Raw genomic sequence first — 22,782 nt, forward strand, 5'->3', positions numbered from 1 at the left:
AATGTTGAGAATTGAAGAAATTACTGCCAAAGCTTTAAAGAAAATGAATAATGATCGCTATAAATTATCTTTAGTTGTTGCAAAGAGAGCAGAACAATTAGCTAATGGTGCTACTTGTTTAGTTGAACTTGATAAAAATAAAGTAAAATTAACAGATATTGCTTTATATGAAATTGCAAATGATAAAATTACCTTAGAGGGTTTAGTTGAAATTAGTTGATGAAGAATTATTGCTTGAAAGATTAATAGAACAAGTTAAAAATTGTAAAAATCTTGAGGAGGCAAAAGAACTTCTTTATAGTGTTTTTAAACCTGATTCTATGCTAGAAAAAGCGGTAAATTGTTGTATAACTTATCATGAAGGACAAACAAGAAAAAGCGGGGAACCTTATGCTGTTCATCCTATTTTAGTGGCAACTTTAGTAGCATTTTTAAGTGGTAATAAATCTTGTATAATCGCTGCTTTACTTCATGATGTAATCGAGGATACTTACTGCACAGAAGAAGAATTGGGAAAAAAATTTGGTTCAGAAGTTTTAAAACTTGTTTTAGGCCTTACTAAAATTATTGAAATCAGAGAAGATAATCTGATTAGCTCAAAGTCTAAACAAAATTTAACTAAGTCAGCTTTAACATTTAGAAATATGCTTTTAGCAAGTATAGAAGATGTTGGAGTTTTGGTTGTAAAACTTTGTGATAGACTTCATAATATGCTTACTTTAGATGTCCTAAGAAGTGAAAAACAAAAAAGAATTAGCGAAGAAACATTAGTTGTTTATGCTCCTATTGCTCATAGACTTGGAATTTCAAGTATTAAGAACCATCTTGAAGACTTAAGTTTTAAATATTTAATGCCAGATGAATATAATCAAATTAGTCGTTATATTAATTCAAATAATCAACACATGCAACTTGGTCTTAATGAATTTATTTCCAAAATAGAGCTTTTGTTTTTAAATAATGGTTTTAGACAAGGGAGCTTTGAAATACAAAAACGTATTAAACATAGTTATTCTATATATCTTAAAATGCAAAGAAAAGGTATAGGAATTGAAGAGGTTTTAGATTTATTGGGTGTTAGAATTTTAGTTGAAAAAGTAAGTGATTGCTATCTTGCTTTGGGAATTTTGCATACGCATTTTAATCCTTTAATTTCTCGTTTTAAAGACTATATAGCTTTGCCAAAACAAAATGGATATCAAACAATACATACAACTTTATTTGATACAAAAAATATTATTGAGGCTCAAATTAGAACTTTTGATATGCATAAGATTGCAGAATATGGAATAGCAGCGCATTGGAGATATAAAGAAGGAAATGTTGCTGTACCTAAGCTTGATTGGATTAATGATCTTTCTTCAAATGAGGTATTAAATTCGCAAGATTATAGCGCAATAGAGCTTTATGAATATGCTAAAGATAGTTTATATGTTGAAGATATAGCTGTTTATTCTCCTAAAGGAGAAATTTTTACTTTGCCACGTGGAGCAACAGCTCTTGATTTTGCTTATGAAATTCATACTAAAATAGGACTTCATGCAAAAAGTGCTTATGTAAATCGTATCAAGGTTCCGCTTTTAACAGAACTTAAAAACGGTGATATTGTGCATATTATAACAAGTGATGAAAAATTTTATCGTTGCTCTTGGATTGATAGTGTTAAAACTGGGAAAGCAAAAGCTAGCATAAGAGAATTTTGTAAACAAAAATCTAGAGAAATTAATCTTATTAATGTGATTAATATTTTATGTTTTATTTTTGGAACTTCTAAAAATCAAATCGAAAACTGGATTGAAAAAGAAAATTTAAAACGAAGAATAAGACAAGCTTCTAATGATAAGGTATATTTACAAGATATTGTCAATGGACTTAAAAAATACGCAAAAAAATCCTATTGGTTTGATAAATATGAGATTAAAGAGCAAAAGATAGGAAATTTTATTCTTTATTCAAATCATAAGATTTCAAATATAGAGTTTGATTATTGTTGCCATCCAAAATATGGTGATTCTATTATGGCTTTTGTTCATTCTGGAAATGCTATGGTTCATCATAAATTTTGTGAAAGAGCTGATAAAATGCTTGAAGAAAACAAAGATATGGTTTTTATAAAATGGGATGCTAAGATTCCAAAAAGTTATAAGCTCCTTTTTTCTTTGGAAAATAAAAAAGGAGCTTTAGCTGAATTTTTAGCTTTACTTGCTAAAATGCAAGTAAATTTATTAAAAATTAATTTATTTAATGAAAAAAGTTCTATTGTCGATTATTTTGAAATTATAATAGAATTTTTAGATAATATTGATCCTGAGCTTATCAAAGATAGGTTAAAAACTCATTGTAAAATTTTAGATTTTGTATCTTTGAATGATGCATATAAAGAAAGCTGGGGTATAAAATAAAGGAAAAATTATGAATATGGAAAATATTTTAGCCGAAGTTAAAAGAGGGTGTGCTGAGATTATTGATGAAGAAAAATTAGAAATTTTAATTAAAAATTATTATGAAAAGGGTGAAAATTTTTTCATTAAAGCAGGTTTTGATCCAACTGCTCCAGATTTGCATTTAGGTCATAGTGTAGTTTTAAATAAAATGGCCTTTTTGCAAAAACACGGGGCTATAGTTCAATTTTTAATTGGTGATTTTACTGGACAAATTGGAGATCCAAGCGGTAAAAATGCAACAAGAAAAAAACTAGATAAAGAGCAAGTTTTAAAAAATGCTAAAACTTATGAAGAGCAAGTTTTTAAGATTTTAGATAAGGATAAAACTCAGATTAAATTTAATTCTACTTGGTTAAATGAATTAGGAGCAAGCGGATTGGTTGAACTTACTTCAACTTTCAGTGTAGCTAGAATGCTAGAAAGAGATGATTTTACCAAACGTTTTAAGGAACAAAGTCCTATTAGTATTTGTGAATTTTTATACCCTTTGCTTCAAGGCTATGATAGTGTTGTACTTAAAAATGATATAGAAATGGGTGGAACAGATCAAAAATTTAATCTTTTAATGGGAAGAACTCTACAAAGAATTTACAATACAAATAAAGAACAAGTTGTTATAATGATGCCTCTTTTAGAAGGTCTAGATGGCATTAATAAAATGAGCAAAAGTTTAAATAACTATATAGGAGTTACAGAAAAAGCTAATGATATGTATGCTAAAATTTTAAGCATTAGCGATGAACTTATGTTTAGATATTACGAGCTTTTAAGTCAGAAAAGTTTAATTGAGCTTGAATCAATAAAAGAAGATATTAAAAATAATAAACTTCATCCTAAAATAGCTAAAGAAAATTTAGCTTTGGAAATAGTAGAACGTTTTCACTCTAAAGAACAAGCAAATAATGCAAAAATAGAATTTGATAAAATTCATAGCTTTAATGCTTTGCCAAGTGAAATTGAAGAGTTTGAATTTAAAGGAGAAAGTATTTGGCTTGCTAAGGCTTTGGTATTTTGTGGTTTAGAGAATTCAACCTCTTCAGCAAGAAGGAGCATATTGGCTAATTCAGTAAGTATTAATGGAAATAAAACCAAAGAAGAGCAAATGCAACTTTACAAAGGCGAGTACGTTATACAAATTGGTAAGAGAAAATTTGCAAAATTAAAGGTAGTTCAATGAGTTTTAAACCTTTGAAAATAGGAAAACATACTATAAAATATCCCATTTTTCAAGGTGGAATGGGACTTGGTATAAGTTGGGATAAATTGGCTTCAGCTGTATCTTTAAATGGGGGACTTGGAATTATTTCATCTGTTGGAACGGGATATTATGGAAATTTACAATATGTAAGCAAAGAATTTAATTCAAGACCTTATGGAAGTGAAAATTTTTATTCACGTAAAGGATTGCAAGCTTTAATTGATAATGCTAGAAAAATTTGTAAAGATGCGCCTTTAGGGTGCAATATACTTTGTGCTAGTAATGATTATTCTAGGATTGTGCGTGATGCTTGTGAAGCTGGGTTTAATGTTATTGTTTCAGGAGCAGGTCTTCCTACAAATTTGCCAGAATTTACTATAGATTTTCCAGATGTAGCACTTGTTCCTATTGTTTCATCTGCTAAAGCTCTAAAAATTATCTGCAAAAGATGGCTTGGGCGTTATAATCGTTTACCTGATGCTGTTATCTTAGAGGGACCAAAAAGTGGAGGACATCAAGGTTTTACTTATGAACAATGTTTAAATCCTGCATATAAGCTTGAAAATCTAATTGCCCCTGTATTAGAGGAAGTAAAAAATTGGGGTTCTTTTCCTGTCATAGTTGCTGGTGGAATTTGGGATAAAAATGATATTGAGAAAATGCTTTCTCTTGGTGCAAGTGGAGTTCAAATGGGAACAAGATTTATTGGAACTTTTGAATGTGATGCAAGTGATGAATTTAAAAATGTTTTGCTTGAGTGTAAAGAAGATGATATTAAACTCATAAAATCACCTGTAGGTTATCCAGCAAGGGGTATACAAACTAATTTACTTAATTTGGTTGAAAAAAGAATGGGTCCAAAAATTAATTGTGTTAGCAATTGTGTTTCTCCTTGCGAAAGAGGAAAAGAAGCTACAAAGGTAGGATATTGTATAGCTGATAGACTTTTTGATGCTTATTATGGAAGAAAAGAAACAGGATTGTTTTTTACTGGTGCTAATGGTTATCGTTTAGAAAAATTAATAAGCGTTAAAGAGCTTATAGATAAACTTGTTAATGGAGAATAATGACTAAAATTTTAGTATTATTTTTTATTTTTGTTAATTTTTGTTTTGGTGCTTTTGAAAATGAATTATCAAATTTTGATAAAAATTTTATTAATTCTAATAATCAAGAACAAATTAAATTTCATCATCAACTCAAAAGTCTTTATATACAAAGCGTAATAAAAGATGATGAAAAATCTAAAATAGAAGTTTTAAAACGTTTGATTATTAGCTCAAATGCTTTAAGCTTAGATGATAAATCCTATGCTAGCGAATTAGAAGAAAGTGGAGTTAAACAAAGTGTTATTAATGCTTTAAGAGAAATTGTTATAAAACTTAAAGATGAAAAATCTAAAGCACCATCAAAAACAAATTTAAACAATGATGCTCAAATTACTCAAACATCAAATTCTCTAAATAAAGAAAATCAAATTAAACAAGTTCAGGTAAAAGAACAAAATAAAAAGCAAGATAAAACAATAGACAAGAATTTAACAAAAAATACTAGCAAAAACACTCAAGAAATTAATTCTAAAAGCAATATCAAAACAGATAAAATTTATATTTTATCTTCAAAAAAAAATGAACAGGATGTAGAATTAATTCTTAATTCAAATTTAAAAAAGGAAGATATTAAGAACTTTGTTTTAGATGAAAAGAATAATTTTCGTTACATTATTGATTTTGAGGCTATTTTAGAAGGTGGAAGAAAAAAGTATGATTTTAATAACTATAATGTCGTAATTTCTCAGTATAATCCTAAAACGACGCGTATTGTTGTTTATGCTAAAGAAAAACTTCCTATTAGTTTTAAATTAGACGGAAGTAAATTAAGCATTTTAATTTCGCAAAAAGAAAAAGAAATCAAAAAAAATTCAGTTCAAGAAAAAATTAAACAAGAAGTTTCTATAGAAAAAAAAATAAATAAGCAAGAAATAAAATCTCAGGCCTTAGAAAAAAAACAAAATCAAAAACCAATTGATAAAAAAAATCAAAAAGAAGAAACACTTTATGTTTTAGATGTAGATAAAGTTTTAAATGGGGTAGTTTTAAATTTAAGTGGAGATATTGATGAAAAAGAGATAAATTCTTTTGTCTCAAAGGAACAAAATGTTTTTAGACAAATTATAAGTTTTAAAGGAGTTTTAGAAGGATCACGTAAAAGTTTTAGTTTTAAGCAAAATACTATCACAGTAGCACAGTATAATCCTAAAACTATCCGTATAGTTTTGAGTGGACCAAAAGAATTTCAATTTACTCAAGATTTAAGTGATAAAACTTTGATGATAGCTTTTCAAACTGCAAAAAATACTACAAAAACTAATTCAAATAAGAGTGCTTTGAATTCAAATTTTAGATCTAAAAAACTGATAGTGATTGATGCAGGACATGGAGGAAAAGATAGTGGTGCTTTAAGTGATAAAAAGGGCACTTTAAAAGAGAAGAATATAGTATTAAGCACAGCTTTGAAACTTGGTAATGAACTTAAGAAAAAAGGCTATAAAGTTCTTTATACTAGAAGTACAGATAAATTTATCAATTTAAGAGATAGGACTAAATTTGCCAATGATAAAAAAGCTGATTTATTTATATCAATTCACGCAAATGCAGCTCCTAATGCAAAAAAAGCTAAAAGTGCAGAAGGGGTTGAAACTTTCTTTTTGAGTCCAGCAAGAAGCGAAAGAAGCAAAAAAGCCGCTGAAAAAGAAAATCAGGGAGATTTTGAAGAAATTAATTATTTCTCAAAACAAAGTATTTTAAATTTTTTAAATCGTGAAAAAATTATTGCTTCAAATAAATTTGCTATAGATGTTCAAAAAAATATTCTTTCTCAAGTAAGAAAAAAATACAAAGTTGTTGATGGAGGGGTAAGAGAAGCTCCTTTTTGGGTTTTAGTTGGAGCACAAATGCCAGCGATTTTGATTGAGATAGGCTATATTACCCATCCAAGCGAAGGCAAAAGAATAGCAAATAAGAGTTTTCAGGATACTTTAGCCAAGGGTATAGTGGATGGAGTGGAGAGTTATTTTTATAACAATCGCTAAAGAAAATGAAAAAAGCTAATATTATTTTTAAAGATAATACTCCTTTTTCTTTAGATTTTGATGATTTTTATTTTAATTCTAAAGATGGCTTAAATGAGAGTAAATATATTTACAGTGAATCTTTTGAATTTACACAAAATGATAGTTTTGTGATTGCTGAATTAGGTTTTGGTATAGGTTTAAATTTTTTTCTTACTTTGAAAAGATTCTTAAAGGCCACAAAAAGACCTAAAAAACTTTTTTATATAAGCATAGAAGGTTTTTATATAGAAAAAGATTTTTTAAGGGAAATTTATAAAAAATTAGGATTTTATGATGAATTTAAAGAATATTTGGAAGAATTTTTAAAGTTTTATCCAAAATGTAAAGAGGGATATTATCGTTTTTATTTTAAGGATTGTTTTTTAGATCTTGTTTTTGGCAATGCTAATATTTTAAGCGATCTTGAATTTAAGGCAGATGTTTGGTACTTAGATGGTTTTTCACCTAGTAAAAATAAAGAAATGTTTGATGAAAAACTTGTCTTTAATATGTCAAGATTATCCAATTTTAAAGCCCAAGTTTGCACTTTTTCTGCTTCGAGTTTTTTAAGAAAAAATCTTGAAAATTTTGGTTTTGAAACAAAGAAAATTTCAGGCTTTAGAAAAAGAGAAATGCTTAGAGCTTTTTTTAAAGGTTATTTAATCAAAGATAAAGAAGCTTATTTCTTAAAAGTTGATCAAAAAGTAAAAAATAAAAAAGTTGCAATTGTAGGTGCAGGTATTTGTGCTGCATTGCTTGCATATGAACTTAGTTTAAGAGGGTTTGATATAAGTATTTTTGAGAAAAAATCTTCTTTAGGATTGGGTGCAAGTGGCAATGAAAGTGGGATTTTAAGTTCTTTAATTTTAAAGCCTAATGTTTCTTTGGGAGAATTCTCTCAAGAATCTTTTATTGAAGCAAGTCGTTTTTATAGGCAAATTCTTAATCTGTCTTTTAATGGAGTAGTTGAATTTGCTCATAATGATTTGATGAAACAAAGATTTATAAGTCAAAAAGATAATCCTTTATTTGCTATAAAAGATAATCAAGCTTTTTTAGAAGATGGTGGTATTATAGATCCTAAAAAAATTGTAAAAGAACTTTTTATAAAAAGCAATGCTAAGATTTATTTTAATCATGAATTTTTAAATTATGAATTTGATAATGAACTTTTTTCACTTAGTTTTAAAGATGCTGAAAAAAAAGATGGCTTTGGGATTTTAATCTATGCATTAGGATCAGATACCAAAGATTTTATAAATTATGATGGGATGAATTTAAGCAAGGTTAGAGGTCAAGTTACTCATCTAAAACCTATTTTAGATATCAAATATCCTTTGTCTTCAAAGGGTTATATTTGCCCTATAAAAAATGATATACAAGTAATTGGAGCAAGTTATGATCGCTTAGATGAAAGTTTATCTTCTAAAAATGTAGATGATAAAGAAAATATAGAAAAAGTGAGCGGATTTTTAAAAGATACTAAAAAGGCTGTAGTTGTAGGTTCAAAAGTTGGTTTTAGATCTTATTCAAGTGATAGATTTTGCATAGTAGGTCCAGCTTATGATGAGCAGTTTTATAAAGCAAATTATAAAAATTTATTATGGACTAAAAATAAAGAACAAAAAACTGGAAAAAATATTCCCAATCTTTATTTGAATTTCGCACACGGTTCAAGAGCTTTTAGTACGAGTATTTTAGCTGCTAGATATATTTGTTTTCTGATAAATGAAGAGCCCTTAGGATTTTTTAAAAGATTTATTTCTGACATACATCCTGCAAGATTTTTGATTAGAAAATTAAAAAAGGGTTTATAAATAAAATTAGTATTTTAATTTAAAAAATATTATAAATAATAAATCAAAATTTAATTTAAATTTAAATTTCTTTATTTTATTATATATTTATAATTAAATAAATTTACTATGCAAGGAATAAGGATGATTGATTATAAAGAAATTGATTTCCGTTTAAAAATGCTTGAAAAACTTCCTTCTTTAAAATCCAATAATTCTATTGTAAAAGCTTTGGAAAACTCAGGTTTTACTAGAAGAGATTTTATGAAATGGGCAGCAGCTATGACAGCTTTTTTGGCTCTTCCAGCAAGTTTTACTCCTATGGTAGCTCGTGCTGCTGAGTTAGCTGATAGACTTCCTGTTATATGGCTTCATATGGCAGAATGCACAGGTTGTTCAGAGAGTTTATTGAGAACAGATACACCAACTATTGATAGTTTAATTTTTGATTATATTTCTTTAGAATATCATGAAACCGTTATGGCAGCAGCAGGTTGGCAAGCTGAAGAGAATTTAGAAAATGCTATCATTAAGCATAAAAATAAATATATTTTAATGGTAGAAGGAGGGATTCCTTCTGGAGATACAGAATATTTTTTAACTATAGGTCCAAAAGGTAAAAGTGGATTTGAAATAGCAAAAGAAGCAAGTGAAAATGCTCTTGCTATTTTTGCTATAGGAACATGTTCATCTTTTGGGGGAATTCAGGCAGCAAGACCAAATCCAAGTAATGCTAAAGCCTTATCTAAAGTAACAAATAAAACTGTTATTAATATTCCAGGTTGTCCTCCTAGCGAGAAAAATATTGTAGGTAATGTTTTACATTATTTACTTTTTGGCGAACTCCCATCTTTAGATGTCTATAATAGACCAAAATGGGCTTATGGTTTAAGAATTCATGATCTTTGTGAAAGAAGGGGGCATTTTGATGCAGGAGAATTTGTCCATTCTTTTGGAGATGAAGGTGCAAAAAATGGATATTGCCTTTATAGAGTAGGTTGTAAAGGTCCTTATACTTTTAATAATTGTTCAAGAGAAAGATTTAATCAGCACACTTCTTGGCCTATTCAAGCAGGGCATGGTTGTATAGGTTGCTCAGAGCCTGATTTTTGGGATACTATGGGTCCTTTTGAAGAGCCTATGGCAAGTCGAAAATTTGATACAGTTTTTGGTTTAGGTGCTGATAGTATTTCTGATAAAATTGGCATAGGAGTTCTTACTCTTACTGGTGTTGCGATTGCAGCACATGCTATAATATCTTCTACACAAAAAGACAAGGAATAATAATGAATCAAAAAATTATCGTAGATCCGATTACAAGAATTGAAGGCCATTTAAGGGTTGAAGTCGTTGTTGATGAAAATAATATAGTTAAAGAAGCTTATGCAGGTTCTACTTTATGGCGTGGTATAGAAGTTATTGTTAAGGGGCGTGATCCAAGAGATGCTGGCTTTATGACTCAAAGAATTTGTGGAGTTTGTACTTTTTCTCATTATAAAGCAGGTATTGTTGCTGTTGAAAATGCTTTGGGAATTACTCCTCCGCTTAATGCTTTGCTTACTAGAACTTTAATGAATGCTGCTTTATTTTTACATGATCATATAGTGCATTTTTATCAACTTCATGGGCTTGATTGGGCAGATGTTGTAAGTGCTTTAAGTGCCGATGTAAAAAAGGCTAGTGATATTGCATTTAATTATACATCTAATCCTTATGCAACAGGTGCAGATAAACTTTTAGAGGTGCAACAAAGACTTAAAACTTTTGTAGATAAAGGAAATTTAGGACCTTTTGCTAATGCTTATTATGGTCATCCAACTTATCGTTTAAGTCCTGAGGAAAATCTTATAGTTCTTTCTCATTATCTTGAATGCTTAAGAATTCAAAGGATAATTGCTCAGTGTATGGCAATTTTTGGTGCAAAAAATCCACATCCTCAAAGTTTAACTGTAGGAGGGGTAACTTGTGTTATGGATTTATTATCTCCTTCTAGAATGGGTGAATATATGAGCAAATTCCAAGAGGTTGCGGATTTTGTTAATCGTGCTTATTATCCTGATCTTGTTATGGCAGCTAAAGCTTATGCAAACGAAGCAAGCGTTTTAAATGATATAGGTGTTTCCAATCTTTATACTTTTAAGGAATTTCAACTTGGAAGAGATGAATGGCTTTTTGAAAGCGGTATTATTAAAAATGGTGATTTGAGTAAAGTTTACGAAGTTAATGAAGATAAAATTACAGAAGAGGCAACGCATTCTTGGTATGCAGATAATGAAGCTTTACATCCTTATGATGGTAAAACAAATCCAAATTATACAGGACTTATAGATGGAGAAAGTATAGATCATCATGGAAATAAAGTAACCTCTAAAGTATTTGATACTAAAGGTAAATATAGTTGGATTAAAGCGCCAAGATATGATGGGGAGCCAATGCAAGTAGGACCTTTAGCAAACATTGTGGTTAATTATGCTAAGGGTAATAAAAATGTTGTCCCTGTTGTAGATGAGTTTTTAAAAGAAACAGGACTTCCTTTAAATGCTATATTTAGTACGCTTGGAAGAACAGCGGCACGCTGTATAGAAGCAAAAATTGTGGCAAACAATACTTTAAGAGCTTTTGATAATTTGGTAGAAAATTTAAAGGTAGATCAAAGTACTTGTGCTCCATATGTAATTGATAATTCTAAAGAGTATAAAGGCCGTTATATGGGTCATGTGCCTCGTGGAACATTAAGTCATTGGTGTCGTATTAAAAATGGTGTAATTGAAAATTGGCAAGCAGTAGTACCGTCAACTTGGAATGCAAGTCCAAAAGATGCTAAAGGAGTAGGCGGAAGCTATGAGCAATGTTTAATAGGTTTAAAAATTGCTGATGTAAAACAACCTCTTGAAATTATTAGAAAAATTCACTCTTACGATCCTTGTATTGCTTGCGCTGTTCATGTTATGGATACAAAAGGTAATAATTTAAGTGAATATAAAGTGAATGTCAATTTATAAGGAGGCTTTCATGCAAAATAAGGAAGAAAGATTGCAAAGAAAAGCTGAATACGAATTTAGCATAGGTTTGCGTTTAACGCACTGGGTAAGAGCTATTGCGATAGTAATACTTATTGGCACGGGATATTATCTTTCTTATGTATTTCAAACTCCAATTAGCAATGGTGAGCCTGTTAATTTTATGCAGGCAAAATACCGTTTAGTTCATCAAGCAGTGGGTTTTGTTTTGATTGCTTGTATTATTTTTAAGATATATTTATTTTTTTGTGACAAGGTAAGCGCAAAAGAACGTAGAAGTGTGTGGGATATTTTTAATGTCAAATTATGGATAGAACAAATAAAATTTTATATTTTTTTAGGAAAACACCCTCATTTAAAAGGAGTTTATAATCCTTTACAGTTTGTGACCTATTTTTTCTTTTATCTTGTGATGTTAGGTATTATTTTAACTGGACTTATTCTTTATACCCATACTTATCATGAGGGTTTAGGGGGATTGCTATATAATATTTTAAGACCTCTTGAAGCTGCAATGGGTGGTTTAGCTGATGTAAGAACTTATCATAGAATTTTGATGTGGGTGATTATAATATTTGTACCAGTTCATATTTACATGGCGATTTTTAATGCAATTAAAGGCAAAGATGGTGCTATAGATGCTATCATTAGTGGATATAAGTTTGTAAAAGAAGAGAAACATTGAAATTCTTAATTCTTGGGATAGGCAATATTATGTTTGCAGATGAAGGTTTAGGCGTTCATCTTTGTAAATTGCTTGAAAAAAATTATAAATTTTCTCATCCAAATGGATATATTTTAGATTTTGTTGATGGAGGAACTTTGGCTTTGCAATTAAGTTATATTATCGCCAAATATGATAAGGTAATTATACTTGATTGCATTTCAGCTGATGATTCAAATATCGGAGAAGTATTTTTTTTCCCTTATTGTGCTATGCCCAATAAAATTAAGTGGAGTGGAAGTGCTCATGAAGTTGAAATGCTTCAAACTCTACAGTATATGGAAATTTTAGGAGATCTTCCAGAAACTAGAATTTTGGCTTGTATCCCAAAAAGAATTGAGCAGATGAGTTTTGCAATTTCTGATGAAATTATTAAGAGCACTCAAATTATGGAAAAAATTTTATTAAATTTTTTAAAAGAAGAGGGATTTTCTTATATTAAAATAGCAGATTATTCTTTACAAGAATTAGCCAATATATCTTATAAAAATTAATCTTGATTTTTAATCAAGATAATGAGCTATTTGTTCTTTTTTAAGTATACGGATAAGATTGCTTGATCCTTCTACTCCAGTTGGAAAACCTGCGGTTAGTATGTAGCATTTATTTTTATCTATAAAACCTTTTTGAACGCTTGAGCGTATAGAATCTTTAAGCAAAGCATTAAGATTTTCGCTTTTGTTAACCAAAATAGCAGGGTTAACCCCCCAAACAATACTTAAAAAATTTAAAGTTTTTTCAGAATGAGCTATGGCAATAATTGGCATATTTGGTCTATATCTTGCTATCTTAATAGCTGATTTTCCGCTACTTGTTAATGCAAATATAGCATCTACTTTTAAATCTTTTGCTAAATGAGTGCTTGATTGCATAATTTTATCTGTGTCATCAATATAATCAAAAGTATTAAATTTATTATAAGGGTAAGTTTTTTCTATTTCTATAATAGTTTTACTCATTATATCAACAGCATTTACAGGATCTATTCCAATAGCACTTTCTTCGCTTAACATTACTGCATCAGTTCCATCTAAAACCGCATTGGCAACATCTGAAATTTCAGCTCTTGTAGCTGTTTTGCTTTTAGCAAGAGAAAAAAGCATTTGCGTTGCAGTGATAACTGGTTTACTAGCATTGTTAGCTTTTTGAATAATTCTTTTTTGTATATTTGGAACTTTATAATAAGGAACTTCTATTCCAAGATCGCCTCTAGCTACCATAATACCATCGCTTGAATCTATAATTTCATCTATATTTTCTACAGCATCAAATTTTTCTATTTTTGCAAAAATAGCTATTTTTGAATTGTTATCTTTTAATATTTTTTTTACTTCTTTGATGTCATGAGCATTTTGAACGAAGGATATAGCTAAGAAATCCACTTCGTTTTTTATACCCCAAAATAAATCTTCCTTATCTTTGCGAGTGATAACATCAATATTAATTTTTGTATTTGGAAAATTAATCCCTTTATTAGAATTTAAAAAACCATCATTTTCAACTATTGTTTGTATGTAGTCTTTTTCAATGCGAGATACTTTAACACGAATGCTACCATCATAAAGATAAATATAATCATCGATTTTTAGCATGTCAAGAATTTCTGGATGATTTATGCTAATTTTATAATGCTTATCACTAATTTTTTCTCCAAGAATTTCTTCTTTATAAAAATCAAGTCTATCATCTTTTTTGAGTTCAAAAGCTTCTTTTAATTCTTTGGTTCTAATTTTAGGTCCGCTAATATCTTGAAGAATTCCTACTCTTATATTAAGCTCTTGGCTAACTTTTCTAATTGTCATTAAATTTTTTTTATGATATTCATGACTTCCATGAGAAAAATTAAGTCTAAAAACATTAACACCATTGATTATCATTTGACGTAATATATTTTCATCTTCGCTTGCTGGACCTATTGTTGCAACGATTTTTGTTTTTTTTGTCATAAATTTTCCTTTTAATTTAATAATTCTGAATTTAATCGATCTTCATTAATACTTGTTCCTAAATACTCGCATATTATTTTTGTATCTTTTTGAGCATTATATAAGCAACTTGTTGCACCTGGGCTTGGGGTCATATTAAAAATTATACCTGGTATATCATTGATACTTGATTCTCCTAGCATAAGTTCTTCTTTGGTTTTATCAACAACTTGTGGTCGAATTCCTCCAAAACCTTTAGCATAGTAAATATCATCTACTCTAAGAGAAGGAATAATCTTTCTTATATCTTTAACAAATATTTTTTTATTAATAAAAGGAATCTCAAAAAGATAGTTATAAAATATATAATTGCGAATTGTTGGATCCTTTAGCATTTTTATGCATACTCTTAAAACAGTTTTATCAAATTTTAATGCTTCAAAAAATTCAGGTACAGATTTTAAGCCTTTATAACGTTCTAATTTTGGTATAACAAGAGCAGTTGGACCAAAACGTGTATTCATATCCGCCATCAAATCAGGATCTCCATGAAGTGCCGCAAAAGGAAGTTTGGGGTTTTGAACAGTATAGACTTTTCCATTTAAAAGTCTTTTTTTTGTAAGATAAAAACTTCCAGCAACTGGCCAACAAGACTTGTCAAGACCTAAATTCATTTTATGTGCTAGATACAAAGAATGTGCTCCAGCGTTTACAACTACAAATTTGGCTCTATATTCTTTAAAGTCAGAACTTTTTACAACAAAAATATCATCTTTTTTTTCTATATGAACAATTTCTTGATTGTAAATTACAGAAGTATTTTTGTTTTGTTTTTGGGCTTGCTCAATAAGGCTATAGCTCATTTTTTCGAAATCAACTGTAGTAAAAATTTCATTTTTTTCAACTCCAATGGCTAAAATATTTTCTTTTCTTGTATTTATTCCATCTGAGTCTAGGGCGACTTTTGGTTCAATATTTTTTATCTTATCTTTATCAAATAACTTGATATAAGGGTAAAGTTCTTTAAATTCTTCATAGCGATTTTTTATAAAATCACACTCAATATCTCCTACACCTAAAACCATTTTTTGATGAGAAAACATAAATTTATTTTGAGCGTTTTGTAAAAGCCCATATTTTATAATCATATCAGCACTAACTTTTACTTTTTTTGCTTTTTCAAGAGTATAATTTGTTTCGATATCGCCACAATGTATAGTTTGAGAGTTGCTTGTGCTTTTGCTATTTAAGCTAGCTGGCGCATTATATTTTTCTATTAAAGCAATATTTTTAATGTTTGTATATTTTGAAAGTTGATGAAATAATGCTGCACCAGAGATTCCAGCTCCAATAATTAATACGTCAAATTCCTGCTTCACTTTTTTCCTTATTGTTTAGATAAGTTTTAATAAAAGTTTAGTTTAATTTATTTTATAAATAAATTAAATAAAATAATAACATTGCTATAAGAGTATTTTTGTAACATTAATTAGTAATAAGTTGAGGATTTTCTTGAAGAACTTTTTTCATTCCTCTAAAAATTAAAAGTTTATCATAAATCGAAAGTTCAAAAAAATTAGCAAGAAATTTTCCATCTCCACCGGTAAAATAGATTTTTTTATTTTTGGCAACATCTTTAATAAGAAGATAAATTCCTTTAAAAACGCCATAACTTAAAGCATCCATAGTTTTTTGCGGAAAAGCATCAAAGCTTACTTGGGTATTTAACTCACATTTTAATCTTGGAGAGATAAATGAAAAAATTTTACGAAAATTACTAATCCCTGGTAGTATAAAACCACCTAGATGGATGGAATTTGAAACGATATCAACACTTATTGCACTTCCTGCATCAACTACTACCCCATCGCTTATTGTATAACAAGCAGAGATTCTATCAATTCCTAAACCTTGATATATAGTATCAAAAGAAAAATAGGGCTCAAGATCTATAAAATAAGGCAATGATTTGAGATGATCTTTTATTTGCTCGTTAACATTAATATAAAAAACTTTATGTTCTGTTTTAAAATCTAAAAATTGCTTAATATTAAGAGAAAAGTATTTATTGTTATCTAAAAAATTTGCATTAGAGTTGCCAATATCACATAAAATCATAAGTTCTATATTCCTTTATAAAATCTAGTTGCAAATTCTAGAAATTTTTAAGTTAAAAAACTATTTAAATTTTAAAATTTTATCATTATAATAAAATGCCCTATTGTCTATAAATGACATTTTATCAACAGCATTATTTAATTCATAAATTTCCATTTTATCTAAGTTTAAGTCACTTTTTATTAAATATCCAGTTTTTTCGAATATATATAAATAATCATTGTAAATATTTGCTTTTGTAAATATTGCAAATTCAAGTTTTTTTTCTGTTATTTTTTTTAGATTTAAATCTGTCTTAATAATATTTCCGTCTTTATCAAATATAAAAATATTATTATGATTTACAGCTATATCTTTAATATCTGCATATAAATAAAAAGTTTGATTTTGGGTTACAACTATAACTTTTTTTGCACTTGCGGCAATGAGTTTATCATCTATAACATTTAAATAAATGATATTATTAAAAAAATCTTCAGCAGAAATGACTACATCTTTTAAAATTCTATAATCGTTTTTTGAAATAACAATAATTCTTCCATCTAAAGTCGGATATACTATGATATTGTCTAAAAAAATAGGAGCAGCAATTCTATTGTCTTGGGCTATAGATGGACTCAGTGTTTGAGAGAATTTAATTCCTAGCGTTCTATTTAAAAGAACAATGGTATTATTAGCTAATACTAAAGCCATATCATCCCCATTTGATGCTATGCTTACAACACTTGCATCAAATTTGTAAGAATAAACTTCTTGGTTTTGGAGATTGTAAATTTTTAAATTTCCATCATTATCAGCAACGAAGAACTCGTTATCTTCCATATTGAGCAACATATAATTTTTTTCAAGTTTAAAATTTTTAATAACACCTTGATTTTTAAAGATCACTTGATTATTTTTAAGCTTGGCTGCAAAGATATTCCAATCAATAATGGTTGAGTTTAAGCTTTCGCTTTTATCAAGATCTTTATTGATATGATCTGGCTTAAAATATTGTCTTTTTGTACTACAAGCGCTAAATAAAAAAATACATAAAAATATTAAGATTAAATGTTTCATTTTTAGTTGTTACCTTGATAATGTTTTAAGTTGTCTGCTATTTGTTTAAATTCAGAGTTATTTTTAATTTGATTTAATAAAACTTTAGCTTCTTCAATTTTATTTTGTTCTAAAAAGTTATAAGCTTCTAAAATCTTAGAATAGTCTTTTAAAAATAAAGATTTTTGATGAAGTTCAAGATCTATAATATTTTTTATTAAAAAATTTATTTTGGAAGTTTGGCTTATTTGTTTTAATTGATCAATGATTTTTGAGTCTGTGTTATTTTTATTTAATTGACTGATTAAAAATAAAGCATAAAGATTTATATTTTTTTCTTTTAAATTAGAGGCGATTCTATCATCATTTGGATTTTGTATTAAAGTTAAATATATTTGATTATTTTCTTTAATATTTTTCTCTTCGATTTTTTTATTGATAATAGAAACAATGAACCAAGCTAATAAACATATAATAACTATTAAAATATAAAATTTATATTTTTTAAAAAATCTTTCACTATGAATAAATGTTTTAAAAAAATTTTCCTGAATACTAGAATTTTCTGTTTTTAGATTGTTTTGAAATTTCAACTGTTTATCCTTAATTAATTTATTAAAACAATTTTTTAGCATTCTATCATTAGTTAGATTAAATATTCTTAAACTATTTAAGAATATTTGTGATATAATTCAAAAATTTAACTGCTTTTTTTAAAGGATTAAGTTATGCAAATTGATGAAAATTTATTGGAAAAGCTTGAAAGATTGAGTGCATTGAAAATTGCAGATGAAAAAAGAAAAGAACTTCTTTCTGAGCTAAGTGAAATTGTTAATTTTGTTGAAAAATTAAATGAGATAGACCTAGATTCTTTAGAAACCTCTGTTAGTCCTATTAAAAACAATATTATTTTTAGAAATGATGAGGTTAAAAATAGCAATATAATTAATGAAGTTTTTAAGCATTCTCCAAGTTGTCAAGATCATTTTTTTATTGTGCCAAAAATTATTGATTAAATATTTATTTTTTTATTATAGAATTTTTATTAAAAAATAATTTTTTAGATTTTTTAGAATAGGATTTTTATGAATTTTTATTGGTTTGATATATTTATTTTAGGATTTACTTTACTTTTAGGTCTTAAGGGTATATTAAATGGCTTGTTTAAAGAAGTCTTTGGACTTGTTGGAATAGTTGGAGGTATTTTTATAGCTTCTAAATATTCTGCTGAAGCCACTAAGCTAATTCAAAATACTTTTTATAAAATAGAAAATGAATCTTTAGCTTCATTTGCCGGTTTTATGGTTATTCTTGTTTTATTTTGGGTTTTTTGTTTAATTTTGGGAAGTTTTCTTTCAAAACTTATTAAATGGAGCGGTTTAGGTTTTATTGATCGTATAGGAGGCTTTTTATTTGGTGCAGCAAAGATATTTTTAATTTTTTCTATTTTTGTCTTTTGTATTTCTAAAATAAGTTTTTTAAATGATAAATTAAATAATTTTGCTCAAAATAGCTATACTTTAGATCTGCTAAAAAATGTAGGTTCTTATATTATGAATCAACCTTTAATGGAAACATCTATTGATAAAATGAATAAAAATTTAGAGGAACTTGATTCAAATAATGCTTTAAAGGAAAAATTTAATGCTAGTTGAAAATATAGAATATGATGTTTTATTAGAGAGTTTTAAAAAAATTTTACGCCAAGGTGGTTTAAAATACACAAAACAAAGAGAAATTCTTTTAAAAACTTTATATAATAGTGATACACATTATACTCCAGAAAGCCTATATATGGAAATTAAACAAATTGAGCCAGATTTAAATATAGGAATAGCTACTGTATATAGAACTTTAAATTTACTTGAAGATGCCCAAATGGTAACTTCTATATCATTTGGATCTGCTGGAAAGAAATACGAATTAGCAAATAAGCCGCACCATGATCATATGATATGTAAAAATTGTGGAAAAATTATAGAGTTTGAAAATTCTATAATAGAAGAGCAGCAATCTATAATTGCACAACAATACAATTTTAAACTTACTGGCCACTTAATGCAACTTTATGGAATTTGTAGCGAATGTAATTTAAAGCCAAAAACAAGGATATAAATGTTTGATAATATTTTAGAACAACAAAGAATTGAAAAAGCAAATGAATTTAGAAAGATAAATATTAATCCTTATCCTCATTTTTTAAAAAAAGAAATGAGTATTAAAGAATTTAAAAATCATTTTTTTTATGTAGTAGATAGTGAAAGTAAAAGAGATGAAAATTCTTTTTCTACTATAGCTGGGCGTTTAAAGCTTTTGAGAATTGCTGGAAAGTCAGTTTTTGCAAATATTGAAGATGATGAATCTAATTTGCAAATTTATTTTAGTAAAGATAGTATTGGTGAAGATTATTTTAATTTTTTAAAAAAGAATCTTGAAGTAGGGGATATTGTTTTAGTAAAAGGTTTTCCTTTTGTGACTAAAACGGGTGAATTTAGTATACATGTTCAAGAGTTAACATTAGCTTCAAAAGCTATAGTTCCTTTACCAGAAAAGTATCACGGTTTAACAGATATTGAGCAAAGATACCGTAAACGTTACGTTGATATGATAATGAATCATGAAGTAAGAAGAGATTTTTATTTAAGATCTAAAATTGTAAGTTTAATTCGTGTTTTCTTTGAAAAAAAAGGTTTTTTGGAAGTAGAGACTCCTATGATGCATCCTATTGCCGGAGGAGCTAATGCTAAACCGTTTAAAACTTTTCATAATGCTTTAGGTGTTGAGAGATTTTTAAGAATAGCTCCAGAATTATATCTTAAAAGATTGATAGTAGGAGGATTTGAAGCTGTTTTTGAAATTAATCGTTGTTTTAGAAATGAAGGAATGGATTTAACACATAATCCAGAATTTACTACTATAGAATTTTATTGGGCTTATCATAATTATAAAGATTTAATGGATTTAACAGAAGAGTTATTTGCTATGCTTTTAAAAGAGTTAAATTTAGAGCTTAAAATAGAATTTGATGGTCATATGATCGATTTTTCAAAGCCTTTTGAAAGAATTTCTTATAAAGAAGCTTTAAAAAAATATGGTAATTTACAAGAAGACCTTATAGAAAATAAAGAAAAAATTTTATCAAAATTAAAACAAGACGGTTTTGAAGCAAATGAAAAATTAGATTTGGGTCATTTGCAAGCAGAACTTTTTGATCATTATGTGGAAGATAAGCTAATTAATCCTACTTTTGTTACAGAATTTCCAATTTCTATAAGTCCTTTATCAAGAAGAAGTGATAGTAATAAAGACATAGCTGAGAGATTTGAACTTTTTATTTGCGGTAGAGAACTAGCCAATGGTTTTAATGAGCTTAATGATCCAATTGATCAACATGAAAGGTTTTTAAAACAAGTTGAAGCAAAAAATAACGGCAATGAAGAAGCTTGTGAGATGGATGAAGATTTTATAAATGCTTTAGGATATGGTATGCCTCCAACTGCAGGAGAGGGTATAGGAATTGATAGATTGGTAATGCTTTTAACTAATAAAAAATCAATTCGTGATGTTATTTTATTTCCAGCAATGCGTCCAATTAATCCCAATATAAAGGATAAGACATGAGTCTAGAATGTTTTGATAAAGAAATTTATGAGTTGACTAATAAAGAATTAGCAAGACAATGCGAAGGGCTTGAAATGATAGCCAGTGAAAATTTTACCTTGCCAGAAGTTATGGAAGTTATGGGCAGTATTTTGACCAATAAATATGCCGAAGGCTATCCTCAAAAAAGATACTATAGTGGTTGCGAAATTGTTGATCAGATTGAAACTCTAGCAATAGAACGTTGTAAAAAACTTTTTAATTGTAATTTTGCAAATGTTCAACCTCATTCTGGTTCTCAAGCTAATCAAGGTGTATACGCAGCTCTTTTAAATCCAGGAGATAAGATTTTAGGTATGGATTTAAGTCATGGAGGTCATTTAACACATGGAGCAAAAGTAAGTTCATCAGGTCAATTTTATGAAAGTTTTTTTTATGGGGTTGAGCTTGATGGAAGAATAGATTATGAAAAAGTAAGACATATTGCAAACATTGTTAAACCAAAACTTATTGTTTGCGGCGCTAGTGCATATCCAAGAATAATTGATTTTAAAAAATTTAGAGAAATTGCAGATGAAGTAGATGCGTATTTGTTTGCAGATGTAGCACATATTGCGGGTTTGGTTGTGGCTAATGAACATCCAAGTCCTTTTCCTTATGCTCATGTAGTAAGTTCAACAACACATAAAACCTTAAGAGGACCAAGAGGTGGCATTATTATGTGTAATGATGAAGAAATTGCTAAAAAAATAAATTCGGCAATTTTTCCTGGAATTCAAGGAGGTCCTTTAATGAATATTATAGCTGCAAAAGCTGTGGGATTTAAATTTAATTTAAGTGATGAATGGAAAATTTATGCCAAAAATATTATAAAAAATACTCAAGTTTTAGCTAAAGTTTTAATAGAAAGAGGATATAAGCTTGTTAGTGATGGAACAGATAATCATCTAGTATTAATTAGTTTTTTAGATCGTGAATTTAGTGGTAAAGATGCAGATTTGGCCTTGGCAAATGCTGGAATTACAGCAAATAAAAATACGGTTCCAGGAGAAAAACGTAGTCCATTTATTACAAGCGGTCTAAGACTAGGTACTCCAGCTTTAACAGCAAGAGGTTTTAAAGAAGAAGATATCCAAATAGTTGCTAATTGTATAGCTGATATTTTAGATGATATAAATAATATAGACTTACAATTAAACATAAAAGCAAAACTTAAAGAACTTGCAAGCAAATTTACAATTTATACAAAGGCTATGTTTTGATTTCAATGATGGATTTATCGCTTATTAAAATTATAAGTAGTCATTATTATATTAAAAGAGATAAGATTGTTAATAAATATGAACATCGTGGCAGATATTTTTTTGATAAATTTGAAAAAGTTAACGCCCCTTTAACTAGTAATCTTATTAGAGAGCATTGTGAGAAAAAAATTACTATTGCACATGATCTTATATCAAAAACTAATAAAGTTGAAAATATAGTATTTGATTATAATGGATTTAATGCTGAGAGATTTTGGCATAGAGCCCAGCTTATTTTACGTGAACAAGGTTTTATTAATTTTACAGCATATAAAACTAAAACCCCAGGACATTTGCACTTATATATCCATAAAGGACATACTGATTTGATAGAGGGGTATTCTTTAGCATCTAGGCTTTCTGCACTATTTGCAACTAAAATGCCAATTGAGTGGAGAGTTTTTCCAACTATTGATTTGCCTAGAGATTTTAATATTTTAATTATGCCTTATGAAGTCTATAAAAAAGAACGTGGGACTTCTTGGTCAAAACATATGTAAGAA

The 22,782-nt window shown here is 28.1% G+C and carries 21 protein-coding genes; 16 read left to right on the forward strand and 5 right to left on the reverse strand.

Annotated features, from left to right (window positions below):
* Position 1 precedes the first annotated feature (1 nt).
* The 10 genes from CNZW441b_RS02075 to CNZW441b_RS02120 all read left to right on the forward strand — a co-directional run bounded on the left by CNZW441b_RS02075 (position 2) and on the right by CNZW441b_RS02120 (position 12,788).
* Positions 2-220, forward strand: coding sequence for a DNA-directed RNA polymerase subunit omega (locus CNZW441b_RS02075; protein WP_131163760.1), 219 nt, complete (start codon positions 2-4; stop codon positions 218-220).
* Positions 207-2,402 (forward strand): RelA/SpoT family protein, encoded by a 2,196-nt coding sequence (locus CNZW441b_RS02080; RefSeq protein WP_131163759.1) that lies wholly within the window; start codon positions 207-209, stop codon positions 2,400-2,402. The genes CNZW441b_RS02075 and CNZW441b_RS02080 overlap by 14 nt, the downstream gene beginning before the upstream one ends.
* Positions 2,403-2,412: 10 nt before the next feature.
* Positions 2,413-3,621, forward strand: coding sequence for a tyrosine--tRNA ligase (gene tyrS / locus CNZW441b_RS02085; RefSeq protein ID WP_131163758.1), 1,209 nt, complete (start codon positions 2,413-2,415; stop codon positions 3,619-3,621).
* Positions 3,618-4,709, forward strand: a complete 1,092-nt coding sequence (locus tag CNZW441b_RS02090; RefSeq protein ID WP_131163757.1) for a nitronate monooxygenase — start codon at positions 3,618-3,620, stop codon at positions 4,707-4,709. The genes tyrS and CNZW441b_RS02090 overlap by 4 nt, the downstream gene beginning before the upstream one ends.
* Positions 4,709-6,733, forward strand: a complete 2,025-nt coding sequence (locus CNZW441b_RS02095; RefSeq protein ID WP_131166255.1) for an N-acetylmuramoyl-L-alanine amidase — start codon at positions 4,709-4,711, stop codon at positions 6,731-6,733. Before CNZW441b_RS02090 ends, CNZW441b_RS02095 begins: the two co-directional genes overlap by 1 nt.
* A 5-nt stretch (positions 6,734-6,738) precedes the next feature.
* The gene (gene mnmC, locus CNZW441b_RS02100; protein WP_131166254.1) at positions 6,739-8,571 is read left to right on the forward strand and encodes a bifunctional tRNA (5-methylaminomethyl-2-thiouridine)(34)-methyltransferase MnmC2/FAD-dependent 5-carboxymethylaminomethyl-2-thiouridine(34) oxidoreductase MnmC1; all 1,833 of its coding nucleotides are present in this window, start codon (positions 6,739-6,741) and stop codon (positions 8,569-8,571) included.
* Between the two features lie 123 nt (positions 8,572-8,694).
* Positions 8,695-9,834: a hydrogenase small subunit gene (locus CNZW441b_RS02105; protein ID WP_131163754.1), complete on the forward strand. Its 1,140-nt coding sequence runs from the start codon at positions 8,695-8,697 to the stop codon at positions 9,832-9,834.
* Positions 9,835-9,836: 2 nt separating this feature from the next.
* A complete protein-coding gene (locus tag CNZW441b_RS02110) occupies positions 9,837-11,552 on the forward strand; it encodes a nickel-dependent hydrogenase large subunit (protein WP_131166253.1) in 1,716 nt (571 codons plus the stop codon).
* A 10-nt stretch (positions 11,553-11,562) separates the two neighbouring features.
* Positions 11,563-12,255, forward strand: a complete 693-nt coding sequence (gene cybH, locus CNZW441b_RS02115) for a Ni/Fe-hydrogenase, b-type cytochrome subunit (protein WP_131163752.1) — start codon at positions 11,563-11,565, stop codon at positions 12,253-12,255.
* Complete coding sequence (locus tag CNZW441b_RS02120; RefSeq protein WP_131163751.1) at positions 12,252-12,788, forward strand: HyaD/HybD family hydrogenase maturation endopeptidase; 537 nt, start codon at positions 12,252-12,254, stop codon at positions 12,786-12,788. The genes cybH and CNZW441b_RS02120 overlap by 4 nt, the downstream gene beginning before the upstream one ends.
* A 9-nt stretch (positions 12,789-12,797) precedes the next feature.
* Here CNZW441b_RS02120 and pyk read toward each other — a convergent pair whose 3' ends face one another.
* From pyk to CNZW441b_RS02145, 5 genes are all read right to left on the reverse strand, one after another.
* Positions 12,798-14,240, reverse strand: coding sequence for a pyruvate kinase (pyk, locus tag CNZW441b_RS02125; RefSeq protein WP_131163750.1), 1,443 nt, complete (start codon positions 14,238-14,240; stop codon positions 12,798-12,800).
* A gap of 11 nt (positions 14,241-14,251) precedes the next feature.
* Entirely contained in the window at positions 14,252-15,598 is a 1,347-nt protein-coding gene (locus tag CNZW441b_RS02130) for an FAD-dependent oxidoreductase (RefSeq protein ID WP_131166252.1), read from the reverse strand.
* 106 nt (positions 15,599-15,704) lie between these two features.
* Positions 15,705-16,337, reverse strand: a complete 633-nt coding sequence (locus CNZW441b_RS02135) for a type III pantothenate kinase (RefSeq protein WP_131163748.1) — start codon at positions 16,335-16,337, stop codon at positions 15,705-15,707.
* Positions 16,338-16,397: 60 nt separating this feature from the next.
* The gene (locus CNZW441b_RS02140; RefSeq protein ID WP_131166251.1) at positions 16,398-17,396 is read right to left on the reverse strand and encodes a PQQ-binding-like beta-propeller repeat protein; all 999 of its coding nucleotides are present in this window, start codon (positions 17,394-17,396) and stop codon (positions 16,398-16,400) included.
* Between the two features lie 2 nt (positions 17,397-17,398).
* Complete coding sequence (locus tag CNZW441b_RS02145) at positions 17,399-18,010, reverse strand: hypothetical protein (protein ID WP_424945000.1); 612 nt, start codon at positions 18,008-18,010, stop codon at positions 17,399-17,401.
* A gap of 93 nt (positions 18,011-18,103) precedes the next feature.
* Between CNZW441b_RS02145 and gatC the strand changes: the two genes are divergently transcribed.
* From gatC to CNZW441b_RS02175, 6 genes are all read left to right on the forward strand, one after another.
* Entirely contained in the window at positions 18,104-18,391 is a 288-nt protein-coding gene (gatC, locus tag CNZW441b_RS02150; protein WP_131163745.1) for an Asp-tRNA(Asn)/Glu-tRNA(Gln) amidotransferase subunit GatC, read from the forward strand.
* Between the two features lie 69 nt (positions 18,392-18,460).
* The gene (locus CNZW441b_RS02155; RefSeq protein WP_131166249.1) at positions 18,461-19,030 is read left to right on the forward strand and encodes a CvpA family protein; all 570 of its coding nucleotides are present in this window, start codon (positions 18,461-18,463) and stop codon (positions 19,028-19,030) included.
* Positions 19,020-19,490, forward strand: a complete 471-nt coding sequence (locus CNZW441b_RS02160) for a Fur family transcriptional regulator (protein ID WP_216681516.1) — start codon at positions 19,020-19,022, stop codon at positions 19,488-19,490. Before CNZW441b_RS02155 ends, CNZW441b_RS02160 begins: the two co-directional genes overlap by 11 nt.
* Positions 19,491-20,996: a lysine--tRNA ligase gene (lysS, locus tag CNZW441b_RS02165; protein ID WP_216681517.1), complete on the forward strand. Its 1,506-nt coding sequence runs from the start codon at positions 19,491-19,493 to the stop codon at positions 20,994-20,996.
* Positions 20,993-22,237 carry a serine hydroxymethyltransferase gene (locus CNZW441b_RS02170; protein ID WP_131166247.1) on the forward strand — a complete coding sequence of 415 codons (1,245 nt, stop codon included), beginning with the start codon at positions 20,993-20,995 and terminating at the stop codon, positions 22,235-22,237. Before lysS ends, CNZW441b_RS02170 begins: the two co-directional genes overlap by 4 nt.
* Complete coding sequence (locus CNZW441b_RS02175; RefSeq protein ID WP_131163740.1) at positions 22,234-22,779, forward strand: DUF1882 domain-containing protein; 546 nt, start codon at positions 22,234-22,236, stop codon at positions 22,777-22,779. Before CNZW441b_RS02170 ends, CNZW441b_RS02175 begins: the two co-directional genes overlap by 4 nt.
* Positions 22,780-22,782 lie beyond the last annotated feature (3 nt).

It is taken from the genome of Campylobacter novaezeelandiae (genome assembly GCF_018968685.1).
Classification (GTDB): domain Bacteria; phylum Campylobacterota; class Campylobacteria; order Campylobacterales; family Campylobacteraceae; genus Campylobacter_D; species Campylobacter_D novaezeelandiae.

What these genes read in the sequence shown, in the direction of transcription:
- CNZW441b_RS02095 (WP_131166255.1), top strand. Translation starts at nt 4,709, where the DNA reads ATGACTAAAATTTTAGTATTATTTTTTATTTTTGTTAATTTTTGTTTT.
- CNZW441b_RS02140 (WP_131166251.1), bottom strand. Translation starts at nt 17,396, where the DNA reads ATGAAACATTTAATCTTAATATTTTTATGTATTTTTTTATTTAGCGCT.
- CNZW441b_RS02145 (WP_424945000.1), bottom strand. Translation starts at nt 18,010, where the DNA reads ATGCTAAAAAATTGTTTTAATAAATTAATTAAGGATAAACAGTTGAAA.
- mnmC (WP_131166254.1), top strand. Translation starts at nt 6,739, where the DNA reads ATGAAAAAAGCTAATATTATTTTTAAAGATAATACTCCTTTTTCTTTA.
- CNZW441b_RS02105 (WP_131163754.1), top strand. Translation starts at nt 8,695, where the DNA reads ATGATTGATTATAAAGAAATTGATTTCCGTTTAAAAATGCTTGAAAAA.
- cybH (WP_131163752.1), top strand. Translation starts at nt 11,563, where the DNA reads ATGCAAAATAAGGAAGAAAGATTGCAAAGAAAAGCTGAATACGAATTT.
- lysS (WP_216681517.1), top strand. Translation starts at nt 19,491, where the DNA reads ATGTTTGATAATATTTTAGAACAACAAAGAATTGAAAAAGCAAATGAA.
- CNZW441b_RS02110 (WP_131166253.1), top strand. Translation starts at nt 9,837, where the DNA reads ATGAATCAAAAAATTATCGTAGATCCGATTACAAGAATTGAAGGCCAT.
- CNZW441b_RS02155 (WP_131166249.1), top strand. Translation starts at nt 18,461, where the DNA reads ATGAATTTTTATTGGTTTGATATATTTATTTTAGGATTTACTTTACTT.
- CNZW441b_RS02135 (WP_131163748.1), bottom strand. Translation starts at nt 16,337, where the DNA reads ATGATTTTATGTGATATTGGCAACTCTAATGCAAATTTTTTAGATAAC.
- tyrS (WP_131163758.1), top strand. Translation starts at nt 2,413, where the DNA reads ATGAATATGGAAAATATTTTAGCCGAAGTTAAAAGAGGGTGTGCTGAG.
- pyk (WP_131163750.1), bottom strand. Translation starts at nt 14,240, where the DNA reads ATGACAAAAAAAACAAAAATCGTTGCAACAATAGGTCCAGCAAGCGAA.
- CNZW441b_RS02075 (WP_131163760.1), top strand. Translation starts at nt 2, where the DNA reads ATGTTGAGAATTGAAGAAATTACTGCCAAAGCTTTAAAGAAAATGAAT.
- CNZW441b_RS02170 (WP_131166247.1), top strand. Translation starts at nt 20,993, where the DNA reads ATGAGTCTAGAATGTTTTGATAAAGAAATTTATGAGTTGACTAATAAA.
- CNZW441b_RS02160 (WP_216681516.1), top strand. Translation starts at nt 19,020, where the DNA reads ATGCTAGTTGAAAATATAGAATATGATGTTTTATTAGAGAGTTTTAAA.
- CNZW441b_RS02090 (WP_131163757.1), top strand. Translation starts at nt 3,618, where the DNA reads ATGAGTTTTAAACCTTTGAAAATAGGAAAACATACTATAAAATATCCC.
- gatC (WP_131163745.1), top strand. Translation starts at nt 18,104, where the DNA reads ATGCAAATTGATGAAAATTTATTGGAAAAGCTTGAAAGATTGAGTGCA.